Consider the following 15,023-nt stretch of genomic DNA (forward strand, 5'->3'; position numbering starts at 1 on the left):
CAGAAAGAGATTGGAGGGTGGACACATGTATACAATATTAGTAATAGAAGATGAAGAAAGTATTAGGAGCTTTATAACAATTAATTTAAAACGAGAAGGATATCACGTCCTTGAAGCAGATAACGGTGAAGAAGGCCTTTCAATCGCTCGTGAACATCCAGAAATTTCTATTATTTTATTAGATATTATGTTACCTGGGATGGACGGGTTTGAGGTTTGTAAACATATTAGAGCGCAGAATGAAAGTGTTGGTATCATTATGCTAACAGCAAAAGTTCAAGAAGTTGACCGTGTACAAGGTTTAATTACTGGAGCTGATGATTATGTCAATAAACCATTCAGTCCGAAAGAACTATTAGCTCGAATTAAATCGTTAATTAGAAGGGTTAACATGTTAACTAAGAAAATTTCGCAACCTAACAATGTTAATAATAATTTATTTATGGAACTTTTCCCTCAGAAAAAGCAAGTTAAAAAAGGAGATCAACTTATAGACTTAACACCGACCGAATTTGCTTTATTAAAACTACTTATCGAGAACAAAGAACAGCCTTTTAATCGCAATGATTTACTTGATGAAGTATGGGGGCTTGATTATCCAGGTGATACAAAAATAGTTGATGTAAATATTCGTAGACTGCGACAAAAAATCGAAAAAGACCCTTCTCACCCTACTCTTATATCCACAGTTTGGGGTTACGGATACCAGTGGAGCGATAAAGAAATATGATTACTGGAATTAAAAGACGCATTGTTATACATTATACGCTTGTTATTTTATTAACAGTAGCGCTATTTGAAGGTATTTTTATCGGTATCATTCACTTTTATTATTATGATGGGATAGAAAAATCATTAATTAACCATGCAGAAATTTCAGCTTCCTTAGCTAATCGACAAATGAATATTACAAAACAGAATTTGGATCAGAACTTGTCCATTATTCGAGATAACCTTATACATGAAGGAGCAGATTTACAAGTCATAAACGAAGAAGGAAGAGTTTTAACTACATCGAGTGGCTTTGGAATTGAATCGCTTATTAAAACAAAAGATGTACAAGAGGCATTAAGGGGAAAAACAATTTCTTGGTATATGAATAACGATGTAGCAAATGAAAGACTGCTCGCTGTTTCTACTCCCCTCATAGATGAGGGTGAACCTTATGCTGTGATTCGCTATATTACTTCCTTAGAAGAAGTAGATCGGACAGTTCAAAATATCTATTGGATATCAATCAGTATAGGTGCTGTCGTTATGATTGCAACCTTTCTTATTAGTTATACTTTAGCCAACTCCATTGCTAAGCCAATCTATGAATTAACAGGCGCAACAAAAAAAATTGCGAAAGGTAATTTTGAAAGTAGAATAGAAGAATCTTACATTGATGAAATTGGTACACTAGCAAAGACCTTTAATTATATGGCTGAAGAATTAACGAAAAATGATAAAATGAAAAACGAATTTATATCTTCAGTATCCCACGAAATTCGTACACCCCTTACAAGTATTAAAGGGTGGAGTGAAACAATGCTCTCTGGGGACTTAGCAAATAAAGAAGAGACAACTCTTGGACTATCAATAATTCAAAAGGAAACAGATCGATTAATAGGCTTAGTAGAAGACTTGTTAGATTTCTCAGCATATAACAGAGATTCGATTAGATTAAATTTATCAACTACAGACCTTTCAAGCCTAATTAATGATGTAACTTCTCAAATGAAAGCAAAGGCATCAAACAAACATATTTCAATAATCTTCGATACCTCAGATACCCAAGTATTAAGTGAGATCGATCCGAATCGTATGAAGCAAGTGCTCATTAATTTACTGGATAATGCGATTAAATATTCTCCACAAAACAGTAGCATTACTATTACATGTACTGAAACGAATGATACTGTAATCGTTACTGTAATGGACGAAGGCAACGGTATTGAGGAAGAAGAAATATCTAACATTACGAAAATGTTTTATCAAACAAATGCCCACAAAGAAGGAACAGGCCTTGGACTTGCAATATCTCAAAAAATAATTGATCTTCATCACGGCACGCTTAACATTCAAAGTAAAATTAATGAGGGAACTACCATTACTGTTACCATCCCGAAAAAGAAGTGAAAAAACTGCTGAAGAATTGTTGCAATGATAAGAAAAATACTATGTTGTTGGAAGGTATCCATCAACATAGTATTTTTTATGCTTTTATCCGCTCATCGTTCCAATACTCATTTTTGAGATTATCGTTTTTTCGCATCGCTATTATTAAGGCGTTTGTTGGACAGTGATCAACACACATGCCACAAAGACTACAATCGCCTGCTGATACATATTGCTCTTCACGATTAATTGCAGGTTCTAAGATATCTGGATCAGCGAAGCAAACTTGTCGACAACGATCACAGCCCGTACATAAATCATGGTCAAATTTCACACGAAACATTCCAACTCTACCAATGGCTTGATAGAAGCCACCAAGAGGACAAATATATCGACACCAGCCTCTTTTAGAAATGAATAGGTCAAATAAGACGATAAAGAGCAATAGCCAAAAACCAACCCCACCAGTGAATAACATGTTTCGCATCGTAAATCCGATTGGTGAGAAAACCTCAAATACTGGTACACTAATTACGAATGATAATAGTAGAACAAGTCCAGCAAAGTATACTTTTAAATGCCTATCCATGTGTTTATCAGGCAACTGGATTATTCCCCTAATTTTATCAATGAAATCTAACATCGTATTGACTGGACATACCCAACTACAAAATACTCTCCCACGGATCAGTACATAAAACAGCAAAATAATTAACGCACTACCGATAAAAGTTAAATGAAAGGTTTTTGAAGCAAGCATAACTTGTAGTGTAGCAAAAGGATCTGATAGAACAATTCCAAATAAACTAGAGGATGATAATGAACCGAAAAAGAAGTTATCACCCTCAACTTCTACGAAAAACAATGGAGAAAGAAACAACAATAAAATTGAAAACTGCACGAACCTTCGTACAACTGTCCATTTATGATATGATTTTCTTTTCGATCTCATCCATCTCATCCTCACATGAGGTTCCTTGTTCTCATTATATATATTTAAGGTTTTATACGGTTGACATTACTTTAAAGATGAGAAGACATCTGAACTCTAGTTGAAATTAAATTATTGTTTACTTAGAAAACACCCATTTTTTTAGAAAATTAACAGACCTTCCTTAAGTACTTGAAAGCGTTATTGTTTTACTGACTCTGTGCTTTCCTCAATAACCTGCTCTGCTTCTATCACTTCTTTGCCTGTATCATCAACTAATTCTTTTGTTGCTTTTTTAAATTCTTTTAATGTTGACCCAACTGCTCTCCCCAATTCTGGAAGCTTGTTAGGTCCAAATATGACAAGAGCAAGGATGAGAATAAGGATAAGACCTGGTACACCAATATTCGATAACATACGTGATCCCTCCAAAGTAAGCTTATATAGTATTTACAAATATCCCTTTGTACTGTTGAATACAGCTAGAAACACACAGTCCGCATCCATTACAAAGCTTATCATCAACTGTAGGTTTCCCATTTATTATCTTTAATGCCCCATCAATAGGACATGACCTCACACAGTAATCACACATCACTTCACGAAAAGCCAAACAATTTTGTTGTTTGATTTCAGCTTTGCCTATGGCAGGGTTTTGCATCAAACCATCTTTACTTAACGCGCTTGTAGGGCAATGATCAATACACTTTTCACAAAAAGTACATGCAATATCATTAGGATCAAGATAGGGAGTGTTGGTAAGCTTTGCTCCGTGTTTCATTGAAAAAAGAGATATCGTATTTTCTGGACATACATCTTTACAGATACCACAACGAGTACACGAAGTTAAAAAGGCTAATTCACTTTCTGCACCTGGAGGTCGAATAAAATCTCTCTCTTGTTCTATTTGTGGTGCGATAAAATTCCCTATAAAGCCGATTGTAGAACTGATGTTAAGTGAAAAGAAACTGCGCCTAGTCATTTTCTCTTTCATTGTAAAACATCTACCTCAGAGATTTGTTGCCCCTCAAAATTTGTATACACAAGACATACCGTAAGTACACCCTCAATTCCCTCAAATAACTTCGATGTTTCGTAGCTATCATTAATCGTATCTGCCTCTAGAGTAATGATTACCTTTGATTCAGCTTCAATATGATGTACCTCTACTCCAGAAATTTTTTCAAGTTCGGTTGCAGCTTCCCTTGCTTTTCCTATAATCGTCTCAATAAGGATGCCAGAAATCACCATAAAATCTCCCCCTTTACACATACATCTTGTGAAAAATAAATAAAACTGACCTCACATTAGATAAAATCTATATGCTGATTAATTTTTACTCTTGTACAGCATATTGAAATTGTGAGGCCTGTTGTACTACTTATGACATATTTTTCATGATATATTTTGTCTGTATTGTTGTTTTTTCGTAGACAGCAAAGTTTTTCTTTAGAAACTTACAACCACCTTTACCTCGTTGTATTGATATAATATTTTTCATTTATGGTTGGTTAAAAGCAGGTTTTGTATCGTTTTGTGTAGCATGGCACTGAATACAGTTATCTCTATAGATTGGATTGCCTATTTTGTCATCTACATAATGGTCGGCAGGCGGTGTAGGCGCACCTGTTGCTTCATTTCCATGACATGCAGTACAGCTTTCATATCGTAACTCAGGGTTCCATCTGTCAATATGGTCATCTGGTTGCATTGGTGGTGCTCCTTGTAATACCATCGATGCAGCATCTTCTCTGTCATCAGATGATAATTGTGGTAATGTGACCGTCTCAACAGCAGGCTCTTCAGTTACTTCTGGTTCTGTTTGTTGCACCGGATCTGCAGTATCATTAGAACAACCAATAAGACTAAAGACTAATACAGTAATTACAAATAATAACAAATTTCTTTTTTTCATGTGCTCACCCCCTAAGCCTTTTCAATCTTAACTGCACATTTTTTATAGTCGGGTTGTTTAGAAATCGGACAATATGTGTCTAGTGTTGCTAAATTAATTAATGTTTCTTCCGCAAAGAATGGTACGTAGATAAGACCTTTAGGTGGATTTCCACGCCCTTTTGTCGTAGCTTTCACTTTCACTTCACCACGACGTGTAATAACCTTGACCATATCACCTGTTTTTATGCCCAATGCTTCTGCATCCTCAGGGTGAATTTCACAAAATGCCTCAGGTACTGCTCGGTGTAATTCTGGAACACGTCTTGTCATCGAACCGCTATGCCAATGCTCCAACACGCGACCAGTGCATAACCAAAACGGATACTCTTTATCTGGAATCTCAGATGCATCCTCAAATGGACGGAAGAAAATCGTAGGTCTATGATCAGTAGATTTATAAAAATCAATGTCTTTATATCTTCCTGGTTGACCGAATTCCTCAATATTGTATTGGTCAAAACCGTCCTCTTGTTTTCCATACGAATAACGCCAATTTGTTTCGAGCCATTCGCCATTCACTTCACGAACAGGCCAGCATATACCGTGTTGCTTAAAGTACTCTTCATATGGTGCTAACTGTTTTGCTTTAGTCTTTAATTGCTTGCCGAGCTCCTGTACTTCAGGATTTTCATGCGTATGTGGATTAGAGAACATTCGGTACTCTTCCCAAAGTATTTTGTTTACTTCATGCTGGTCCTCAAGTAAATCATTTTTGTCATAATCCCAAATATTGCCGAATATAACATCAAAGGCATCTTTATCACCTATTTTTTTACCTTCAAGCACACGTTTTGCTACTTGAACAATTGCCCATAAATCCCATTTTGCCTCCCCTGGCGGTTCAGTACATTTTTCAAAAACATTACTACGTCTTTCAGCATTACCAAATTGTCCTTCTCTCTCCACCCACATGGATGCTGGAAAAACAACATCTGCCATCTCAGTTGAACGAGTCGGATAAACTTCAGATACGACGATAAATCCATCCTTCACACCTTTTCCGTCAGGGTCATTCCCTCTGAAGCGGTTGAGCTTAGGCATCGTTTGTCCCCAGTTGTTTGACATACTCCACATAAACTTAACATTTCCGTTACCCAATTCTCGGAACATTTTGACCGTATGATATCCTGGTGTTTCAATCGGATCTAAGTATCCTTTTGGAAGATTCCAAATCAATTCACTAAATTGTCTATGTTCCGGTTTTTTCACCTCTAAGTCAGCTGGTAGACGATGTGCAAATACACCAACCTCTCGAGCTGTCCCACACGCACTTGGTTGGCCCGTTAATGAAAATGGGCCGTTACCAGGTTTACTTATTTTACCAGTCATAAGGTGAAGGTTGTATACTAAATTGTTAATCCAAGTCCCTCTTGTATGCTGGTTCATTCCCATCGTCCAAAGTGACATGATTTTTTTATTCGGATCAGCGAACTCTTTTGCTAATTCTTCAATCTGTTCAGCTGGAACACCAGATAATTCTGCGGCCTTTTCAAGCGTGTATTCACTCACCATTTGTTTATATTCTTCAAATGTTATATTCCAGTCTTTCCCTGCAACCTTTCCAACCTCTGTAGCTTCATAATTGTCATCGAATGTATGACCAAGGTTTTCGGTACCTGCTTTGAACTGACAATGTTCTTCAACAAACTTCTTGTCATACGCATCATTGACTATGAGATAGTTGGCGATAGCATTCGCAATAGCTAAATCCGTTTGCGGTCTAAAGACAAGTACGGATTCCGCAGTTTCAGAAGTACGGGATGGTCTCGTTGTTAAGTCATAATGTTTGACATTCGTACCACTTAATTTTCTTGCAGTTAGACGTGAATATAGAACTGGGTGCATCTCTGCCATATTTGCTCCCCATGTGACAAAAACATCAGCTTCATCTAAATCACGATAAGATCCCATTGGTTCATCTGATTGGAATGTCTTCATAAATCCAGCAACTGCACTTGCCATACAAAGACGTGCATTTGGATCAATATTATTATTTAACAATCCTATTTTCCATAACTTCACTGATGCATACCCTTCAGTGATCGTCTGTTGACCTGATCCCCAAAAGGCAATAGATTTAGGGTCTTTAGCGTGATTCTCTTTTAATTTATTTGCAACTAAATCTAAAGCTTCTTCCCAAGATGCCTCTCGAAAACCTTCCATCGTCCCTTTTTTACTTTTGTCTTCTCTAATTAATGGCTTCGTTAAGCGATCTTTGCCAAAAAGAATCTTTCCTACGTAATACCCTTTAATACAATTTAAGCCACGACTCGAACGGTTGTCAGGATCACCTTTTGTGGCAACAACTTTACCATCTTTTACACCAACGAGTACTCCACAACCAGTCCCACAGAAGCGACATACCGTTGATTTCCATTCATCAGGTTCAACGTTATCCATTTCCTGTACGACAGGATCATTTTGTGGTTCTACTGGTGTTGTCGCTTCATCCTTTTTACAGCCTGCAACTGCTAATGTTGCGGAAACTGCAGTTGCTTTTAATAAAGATCTGCGTGTTAACTCCATTAAATAACTCCTCCCCCATTACAAATTCTGTTTCTTTTTATAAAAGCTAAAACAATCCTCTTACTTCTCGTGGCTTCACACGAATTGCAACAGGATTGTCAACAACACATCTTTGTTCACAAATCCCACATCCTACACATTTATCGACATCAATGATTGGGGCGAACACTGCATGAATATCGTCACCGGGTTTTAGGTAAATATCTAATTTAATCGCTTCATCAATAAGCGGACATTCGCGATAACATACTTCACAACGCATCCCCTCATAAGCGATACAATGCTCGGGATCAATGATTGCTGTTCCCATTTGAACGTCTTCAACTTGGTTAATTCCAGATAAGGCAGTTGTAGGACAAACCTCAACACAAGGGAAATCTTCACATAATCTACAAGGATTTTCTCTAGCTTCAATAAATGGTGTACCTAAGCCGAAACCATGCGCCTCAGTACCCATCTTAATGCTGTCATACGGACATGCTTGATTACACTTTCCACAACGTACACATAGTGCTAAAAATTCATCTTCTTCAGCTGCTCCAGGAGGACGAAGAACAGTTTTGTTTCCACCTTTCATAAGTGAAAGTAATTCGTAAGCAGCTAGACCACCTATTAATGTTTTTAGCAGATTCATACCTTTCAGAATGATCCCCCCTCCTTGAGCAAAGATCTTAAAAACATTACTATCATAATAAAAGTACCATTTTAAATAATTGAAAAATGTGATAAATCTCACATTAATTAACATCACTACAAGATACTTTTTGACAATTTCAAAATAAAACTTCACATTTATTTCACAAAACTGCCACACCTATTCACATAATTGAAAACGCATTCATTTATTTCGTTTTTTATGAAATTCATTAATACAGACTTTACAAATCATAGAAATTCATCAAAAATAAATGTATAGAAGAGCTGCTTCCGTTGTGCATAATGATAGCAACAACAGATTTGTACAGAGCAGGCTACTATTTACTAAAACATACATTATAGATAATAAGGATGATGAAGATGAAAATTCGCAAAGCTATAATCAATAACCAACAAGAAAAAATATACTTATACGAAAATAAAAAAGAAGAGTATACTATTATCGCCATTCCCATTATTGAGTGGTCTTTCAAAGTTGATTATGAACTGGACGCTGAAACGCTTAAAAGCATACTTAATTCTTCACTCAAATCCCATACAAATGCAGACACTTCTCAAGACTTGACCAACAAAATATCACAGTGGGTTCGTGAAATGTGACATTAATTTGATTTACACATAAAAAAACTGAACATTAGGATATGATTTTGTAGATATTGTTCGTGATTTATTATACAATGAACATGGTCTATCATATCTTGCATTGACTGTTGCTTCTTGTACAAAGAAAATACAGTATATTAACGAGCGTACATGGAGCCTATTCATTTAATTAATTACTTGAAAGCTGCATGATATCCTCAGCATACTGTTTTTACATTAGCAACAAAGTTTACGAAAAAAGAGCCGTTATTCTTTACAGTTACTGACGACAATTGTGGAATGAACCACGAGGGAGCTGTAAAAGAAATTGCCGTGTCGTCTGGGCAGAGGCATCTGGATCAGCGTATGTGCCAAATTTAGTCTAAGAGTTTTTATTGATATGAATGTAGGAACCATACATTAAAACAAATTAGGCTTTTCTTAATAAACAGGAATACATGAAAATATTAGACTATTAAGCACTATTACGTTTTCTCCAGCCTCTTTGTATATAATATAGGAGGGATAAAGTTGGAAGAAAAATTGATTTTAGATGGAACTAAGGTTGCCAATTCTGTAAAAGACAGCTTAACAATGCGTGTATCTGCATTAAAAGAGCGAGGCGTTATTCCTTGTTTAGCTACAATTTTAGTTGGAGATGATCCTTCTTCTGCCACTTATGTAAAAATGAAAGGGAATGCGTGCGACCGGTTAGGCATTTTCTCAAAACGCATTCATCTACCAAAAGAAACTCAAACTGAAGAACTATTACAAATCATTCAGGAGCTTAATAATGATCCTTCTACACATGGCATCTTATTGCAGCACCCAGTGCCAAGCCAAATAGATGAACGGGCTGCCTTTGAAGCAATTGATATTGAAAAAGATGTAGATGGTGTTACTAGTCTCGGTTTTGGACAAACATCGTTTGGCTTTGGAAAATATCCTTCTTGTACACCTGCAGCTATTTTAGAAATTATTGATTTTTATTCCTTGCCAATTGAAGGTAAACATGCCGTTGTTGTTGGACGAAGCCCTATATTAGGAAAACCAGTGTCAATGATGCTGCTCAACAGGAATGCGACTGTAACGACATGTCATTCAAAAACACAAAATTTAGCAGATATTATTAAACAAGCAGATATTGTCGTTGCTGCAGTTGGCAAACCTAATTTTATTAAAGGCGAATGGCTTAAAGAAGGTGCTGTCGTGCTTGATGCGGGTTACAACAAAGGAAATGTTGGTGATGCAGATTATGATAGCTGTTTACAATATGCTAGTGCAATCACACCAGTTCCAGGAGGCGTTGGACCTGTAACTATTTCAATGTTATTAAAACATACCGTTGATGCAGCTGAAGCAACCTTATAAATATAGTAAAGCTCAAAAGCAATTTTTGCTTTTGAGCTTTCTTCTACTTATAGGCTATTTTCGCATTAATTGTTGCTTTTCGTACTAAGAACCAAACACGTACTCAACTAGAGTTCGTGGCATCTTTTCTTTTGTACAACAATGACTAACCATGTTGAACCACTTTTTTTGGTACTAATTGGATAACAATAGCAACAAATAAAAAGTTTACTAAAAGAGCCTTTTTATATTTCCATAACAACTCGTCCGTTAATTTTGCCCGCTTCAAGATCAGCAAATATTTCGTTAATATCTTCTAACTTAGCTTTCGTGACCGTTGTTTTCACTTTTCCATCTGCAGCAAATTGTAAAGCCTCTTGTAAGTCCTTTCTAGTCCCAACAATCGATCCTACTACACTAACAGCATTTAAAACTGTATCAAATATTGGTATTTCAATCATTTCAGGAGGTAGTCCAACTGCAACACATTTTCCACCGCGTTTTACTGCACGATAAGCTTCATCAAATGCTTTTTTTGAAACTGCTGTACAAACCGATGCTTGAACGCCACCGAACTCCCTTTGGATGTATTCTGCAGAATCTTCATCAAGTGGGTTAACCGTATCATCTGCTCCAAGCTCTTTAGCAAGATCTAATTTTTCACTAAATGTATCTACAGCCACTACTTTGAATCCCATTGCTTTAGCATATTGTACGGCTACATGTCCTAATCCACCTATACCATAGATAGCAACCCAATCACCTGGCTTAGCTTCACCAACTTTTAACGCCTTATATGTTGTCACACCGGCACAAAAAATTGGTGCAGCTTCTACGTAGCCTAAATTTTCTGGTACCTTAACTACATAATCAGCAGCTGCTAAACAATATTCTGCATATCCACCATCGATAGAATACCCTGCATTATGCTGGTTAAGACATAAGGTTTCTCTTCCTGTTAAGCAATATTCACATTGTCCACAAGCTGAATATAACCAAGGTACACCTACTCTATCTCCAACGTTGAGGTGTGTAACACCTTCGCCAACCTCTACAACCTCACCCACTCCTTCATGACCAGGGATCAATGGTAGCTTGGGCTTTACTTTCCAATCACCATGAGCTGCGTGTAAATCAGTATGGCACACACCACAAGCTTTTATTTTCACTAATATTTGTCCGTTTGAAGCCTTGGGTTTTTCAACACATTCTACCGATAACTCCTTCTTAAATTCTTTTACTACTGCTGCTTTCATCGTTTCATGATTATGGTTACAGTTACAATTTCCCATTTCACATCGCCTCCATATCAAAATCCCAATAATTGAATAATACTATTCGAAAGTTTGTGATATTATTCACAAATAAAGTGAAAAAAAATAACTCCTTACGCTATATCTTACTATATGTTATCCATTGAAAAACTTACTATTTATGACACTTATGTGAACCGTTACATACTTAATACGTAAGGGTCCGACCCTCTGCTTTGACCCCTGAATAGGGAATATAGATTCAAGTATAGATGATCCGACCCATCATGCTCTTAATTATGCTTAACCTTATTACATATACTTTCGGTGAACATTTTTTCCTTCATACGTAAATAAAATGTTTTTATTTTCGATGACTGTCTCTATATGAACTGCTCTGCCCCATAGCTGATAAATAAAAGGAAGCACTTTCTCTAAATATTTTAAATCAAGTTCGATTCCTTCATACCAGTGCTTTAAGTAAAGCTCTCCATTTTTTAAATAGTCCCCATCATTAACGGTAATGTACGGAAATCCTCCATTTACTCGCATATTAATAAGTTGGTCACGTACATTCTCCCAATCTTTATCAACGATTTTATAATCCTTCCCTTGCTTCTGAAACAAATACATATCCTCGCGGAAAACGAGATCCTTCGTTAAATAATTACGTAGGAAAGATATATCTGATTCTATTTCTCTTACTTCAAACATTTTTTCACGCCCTGAATGTGGTTTGGCACCGTGTTCAATCATTTCTTCTGTAGGATTATTGTAACGCTCCTCAATGTCTTCAAATATTTTTAACCCAAGATAATATGGGTTAATGCTCGTTCTTGAAGGCTGAACTACACCAGCGTTTAATTTGGCAAATTCAATTGATTCATCACTCGATAAATCTAACTCCCTTAATATGCGCTGATGCCAGAACGATGCCCAGCCTTCGTTCATGATTTTGGTCTCTAATTGTGGCCAAAAGTATAGCATTTCCTCTCGCATCATCGTTAAAATATCTCGTTGCCATTCTTCTAGCTCTCGGCTGTATTCTTCTATAAAAAGCATAATATCTTTTTCAGGGCTAGGAGGAAATTTTTTCTTCTTTTTGTTATTAAGCGGCTTATTTTTGTCCTTTTCATCCAAAGTCCATAAATCATCATAAGGTGTTCGTTGCTTCTGAATATTATCCTCTAGATTATCGTTATCATAATGCCATGCTAGCTTAGGACGCATGAGTGATGGATCGATATGTTCTTGTATAGAAAGAACCGCATCAAGAAATTTTTCTATTTCTTTCCTTCCATGAATTAATTCGTAATATTTAACCCTATCAGCTGTGGCAGCCATACTCTCTACCATATCTCTTTTTGTATTGCTAAAACGGACATTATTTTTGAAAAAGTCGCAATGCGCTAATACGTGGGCAACGATCAATTTATTTTGTATAAGTGAATTTGTATCAAGTAAAAAAGCATAACACGGATCTGAATTGATAACTAACTCATATATTTTACTTAACCCTAAGTCATAATGAATTTTCATTTTATAAAATTGCTTTCCGAAGCTCCAATGCGAAAAACGAGTTGGCATCCCATATGCTCCAAAAGTATATATAATATCTGCAGGACAAATTTCATACCGCATCGGATAAAAATCTAAGCCGAAACCCTTTGCAATTTCTGTAATTTCATCAATGGCATATTCCAATTCTTTACGTGCACCTTCATTCATTTGCCACTCACTCCCCCTGTCTCTTCTTACCAACAATGTATGAGTGTTATGACGAAATGATGAAAGCTCACCATTTAAAAATAAAAATTACTTAAATAACGAATCGAAATCGGTTAGATAGAACGTATTCAAAAAATTACGAACCTCATTAAAACTGTATGGAGGAAATTAACTTTTTCGAAAAGGTAAACTATCGCACCATCTTCTGTGTTACCCTCTTTTCCACACTTTTATTTATATTTATTTTTGCCACTACATATATAAATGTTGTCCAATAAATGATGGTAATTGAGTTTCACCCTTATTTTAAAATTATCGTCCAACATTTACAGCGAAAATTATTTCATTAAGTAAAACATACTAATATTAACTCCGAATAGGAGGGTGATCTCAATGAACATCGTGGATTACGATAGGGCGTTATACTATACACATCGCTCGCAGTGGGATAACTTGTTAATACTGATGGTCCGAACAAAGGACCAATTTTTATCAAAAAAAATTGAACACTTCCTACATGCTTATAATTTTTCAAAAGATTATACAGCTGTTGAGAATAATCTGTACTCCCTTCTTAGATATGTTGATCATGCGATCACATCTAGTCAAGAGGACATTGAAGATTATTGGTAATAAATTTAATTATATTAACAAAAGGGTTGAGCCTTATTTTGAGCTCCACCCTTTGTATTTATTACATATATTCTGATGATTTATTTAATCGACTTCGACTATCGAAAAGAATAACATACGTGATGATAACAGTCATAGCTGCAACAAGTAATACTACAGATAATATTCCAAATGGTATGATTGCAGATGTATCTGAAATGATTCTAGTAAAAACAATAAGCAAGACAATTCTTATACCTAAACCTATTACACGAAACAAACTGTCTACACGACCAATTTTGTCATTTGGAATTAACTCCATAAGTAGAGAGTTCCTTGCTACTCGAGTACCGGCGTTCCCAAAGGCAGTAAATAGTTTCACTATATAAAACACCCATAAGTATGGAAAAATAGCTAACATGGTAATTGCTATCGAATATATACATACAGTAGTTACGATAGATCGTTCATTACCTATTTTCTTTGCGAATAAAGGTATGAAAATTCCAGCAACAATTGCACCAACTCCATATATCATTCCCGATGTTCCATATGCTGACGCGTCAGCTTCTAAGACATTTGCTATATATATTGGATTCAAATAATTTGATACCATAACACCAATGAAGGGCATAAATGATGCAAGAAAGAACAAGAACAACATAGGAGATTTCTTCATATAATGATATCCTTCTGCAAGCTTATACAATAGAGAGTCATTACTTTGACCAGACTCTTGAGCTCTTTTGTATGGTATTAAATAAAACATTAGAGCTGCACCACCATAAGTCATTGCATCAAGTAATAAAATTAGCGACAAATCCACTCTACTAATAAGTATTGTAGCAATCCCTCCAGCAATTACCGTTGACAACTGCCCTTGAATTTCCATGACACCATTTAATGATTTATATTGCTCTTTAGTAAAGATTTCTTGATTAAAGGCAAACATTGTAGGATAAAACAATGAATAATAAAGCCCACCCATTGCAAATAATACAATTAACATCCATAGGTCATAATCATTGCCATTCACAATTCCATATATCGCAAATAAACTGATTATGATTGAACCAATCACTTCACCGACAATTAAAATTGCTCTTCTTGAGAGCTTATCAATCATATATCCGATATATGGGGCTAGTATAAATTGGGCAATGGTCATACAAATTGTTGCAAAACCCAATATGACTGCTCCACCTTTTTCTGTTACTAATAGCCAAGGAATGGCAATCATTGTCACTCCGGTTCCAATAGAAGAAAATATATTAGCTGATAAGATTTTATATAAACGTTGATCTTGAAAAAGTGTGCTCATTCAGTCC

15 protein-coding genes and 1 riboswitch are annotated in these 15,023 nt (G+C 35.9%); of the genes, 5 read left to right on the top strand and 10 right to left on the bottom strand.

Features of this window, described 5'->3' with window-relative positions; genetic code table 11:
• Positions 1 to 25 precede the first annotated feature (25 nt).
• Together SLH48_RS14800 and SLH48_RS14805 are read left to right on the top strand one after the other, a co-directional pair.
• Positions 26 to 730, top strand: a complete 705-nt coding sequence (locus SLH48_RS14800; RefSeq protein WP_320258806.1) for a response regulator transcription factor — start codon at positions 26 to 28, stop codon at positions 728 to 730.
• On the top strand, positions 727 to 2,121 hold the full coding sequence (locus tag SLH48_RS14805; protein ID WP_320258807.1) for a HAMP domain-containing sensor histidine kinase: 1,395 nt from the start codon (positions 727 to 729) through the stop codon (positions 2,119 to 2,121). Before SLH48_RS14800 ends, SLH48_RS14805 begins: the two co-directional genes overlap by 4 nt.
• Before the next feature lie 76 nt (positions 2,122 to 2,197).
• On the opposite strand, the gene napH is transcribed toward SLH48_RS14805, so the two are convergent.
• The 7 genes from napH to SLH48_RS14840 form a co-directional block, all read right to left on the bottom strand.
• A complete protein-coding gene (gene napH, locus SLH48_RS14810; RefSeq protein ID WP_320258808.1) occupies positions 2,198 to 3,052 on the bottom strand; it encodes a quinol dehydrogenase ferredoxin subunit NapH in 855 nt (284 codons plus the stop codon).
• A gap of 180 nt (positions 3,053 to 3,232) precedes the next feature.
• Positions 3,233 to 3,448: a twin-arginine translocase TatA/TatE family subunit gene (locus SLH48_RS14815; RefSeq protein ID WP_320258809.1), complete on the bottom strand. Its 216-nt coding sequence runs from the start codon at positions 3,446 to 3,448 to the stop codon at positions 3,233 to 3,235.
• A 22-nt stretch (positions 3,449 to 3,470) separates the two neighbouring features.
• Entirely contained in the window at positions 3,471 to 4,025 is a 555-nt protein-coding gene (locus tag SLH48_RS14820; protein WP_214483578.1) for a 4Fe-4S dicluster domain-containing protein, read from the bottom strand.
• Positions 4,022 to 4,282 (bottom strand): chaperone NapD, encoded by a 261-nt coding sequence (locus tag SLH48_RS14825; RefSeq protein ID WP_214483579.1) that lies wholly within the window; start codon positions 4,280 to 4,282, stop codon positions 4,022 to 4,024. Before SLH48_RS14825 ends, SLH48_RS14820 begins: the two co-directional genes overlap by 4 nt.
• 250 nt (positions 4,283 to 4,532) lie before the next feature.
• Positions 4,533 to 4,946: a nitrate reductase cytochrome c-type subunit gene (locus SLH48_RS14830; protein ID WP_214483580.1), complete on the bottom strand. Its 414-nt coding sequence runs from the start codon at positions 4,944 to 4,946 to the stop codon at positions 4,533 to 4,535.
• Positions 4,947 to 4,957: 11 nt separating this feature from the next.
• On the bottom strand, positions 4,958 to 7,513 hold the full coding sequence (napA, locus tag SLH48_RS14835; RefSeq protein WP_320258810.1) for a nitrate reductase catalytic subunit NapA: 2,556 nt from the start codon (positions 7,511 to 7,513) through the stop codon (positions 4,958 to 4,960).
• A 46-nt stretch (positions 7,514 to 7,559) separates the two neighbouring features.
• A complete protein-coding gene (locus SLH48_RS14840; protein WP_320258811.1) occupies positions 7,560 to 8,147 on the bottom strand; it encodes a 4Fe-4S dicluster domain-containing protein in 588 nt (195 codons plus the stop codon).
• 383 nt (positions 8,148 to 8,530) lie between these two features.
• On the opposite strand from SLH48_RS14840, the gene SLH48_RS14845 reads away from it, so the two are divergent.
• Together SLH48_RS14845 and SLH48_RS14850 are read left to right on the top strand one after the other, a co-directional pair.
• Positions 8,531 to 8,770 carry a YueH family protein gene (locus tag SLH48_RS14845; RefSeq protein ID WP_320258812.1) on the top strand — a complete coding sequence of 80 codons (240 nt, stop codon included), beginning with the start codon at positions 8,531 to 8,533 and terminating at the stop codon, positions 8,768 to 8,770.
• Between the two features lie 251 nt (positions 8,771 to 9,021).
• Positions 9,022 to 9,105: riboswitch (ZMP/ZTP riboswitch) on the top strand.
• Positions 9,106 to 9,283: 178 nt separating this feature from the next.
• Positions 9,284 to 10,123 (top strand): bifunctional 5,10-methylenetetrahydrofolate dehydrogenase/5,10-methenyltetrahydrofolate cyclohydrolase, encoded by an 840-nt coding sequence (locus tag SLH48_RS14850; RefSeq protein WP_320258813.1) that lies wholly within the window; start codon positions 9,284 to 9,286, stop codon positions 10,121 to 10,123.
• Positions 10,124 to 10,347: 224 nt separating this feature from the next.
• Here SLH48_RS14850 and adhP read toward each other — a convergent pair whose 3' ends face one another.
• Both adhP and SLH48_RS14860 read right to left on the bottom strand, forming a co-directional pair.
• Positions 10,348 to 11,358: an alcohol dehydrogenase AdhP gene (gene adhP, locus SLH48_RS14855; RefSeq protein ID WP_320258858.1), complete on the bottom strand. Its 1,011-nt coding sequence runs from the start codon at positions 11,356 to 11,358 to the stop codon at positions 10,348 to 10,350.
• Positions 11,359 to 11,667: 309 nt separating this feature from the next.
• Positions 11,668 to 13,083, bottom strand: coding sequence for a SpoVR family protein (locus SLH48_RS14860; RefSeq protein ID WP_320258814.1), 1,416 nt, complete (start codon positions 13,081 to 13,083; stop codon positions 11,668 to 11,670).
• Positions 13,084 to 13,476: 393 nt separating this feature from the next.
• On the opposite strand from SLH48_RS14860, the gene SLH48_RS14865 reads away from it, so the two are divergent.
• Positions 13,477 to 13,716 (top strand): YhdB family protein, encoded by a 240-nt coding sequence (locus SLH48_RS14865; RefSeq protein ID WP_214483585.1) that lies wholly within the window; start codon positions 13,477 to 13,479, stop codon positions 13,714 to 13,716.
• A gap of 61 nt (positions 13,717 to 13,777) precedes the next feature.
• Here the strand turns inward: SLH48_RS14865 and SLH48_RS14870 are convergent, their stop codons facing one another.
• Positions 13,778 to 15,016 (bottom strand): MFS transporter, encoded by a 1,239-nt coding sequence (locus tag SLH48_RS14870; RefSeq protein ID WP_320258815.1) that lies wholly within the window; start codon positions 15,014 to 15,016, stop codon positions 13,778 to 13,780.
• Positions 15,017 to 15,023 lie beyond the last annotated feature (7 nt).

It is taken from the genome of Cytobacillus sp. IB215316 (assembly GCF_033963865.1).
Classification (GTDB): Bacteria; Bacillota; Bacilli; order Bacillales; family SM2101; genus Nanhaiella; species Nanhaiella sioensis.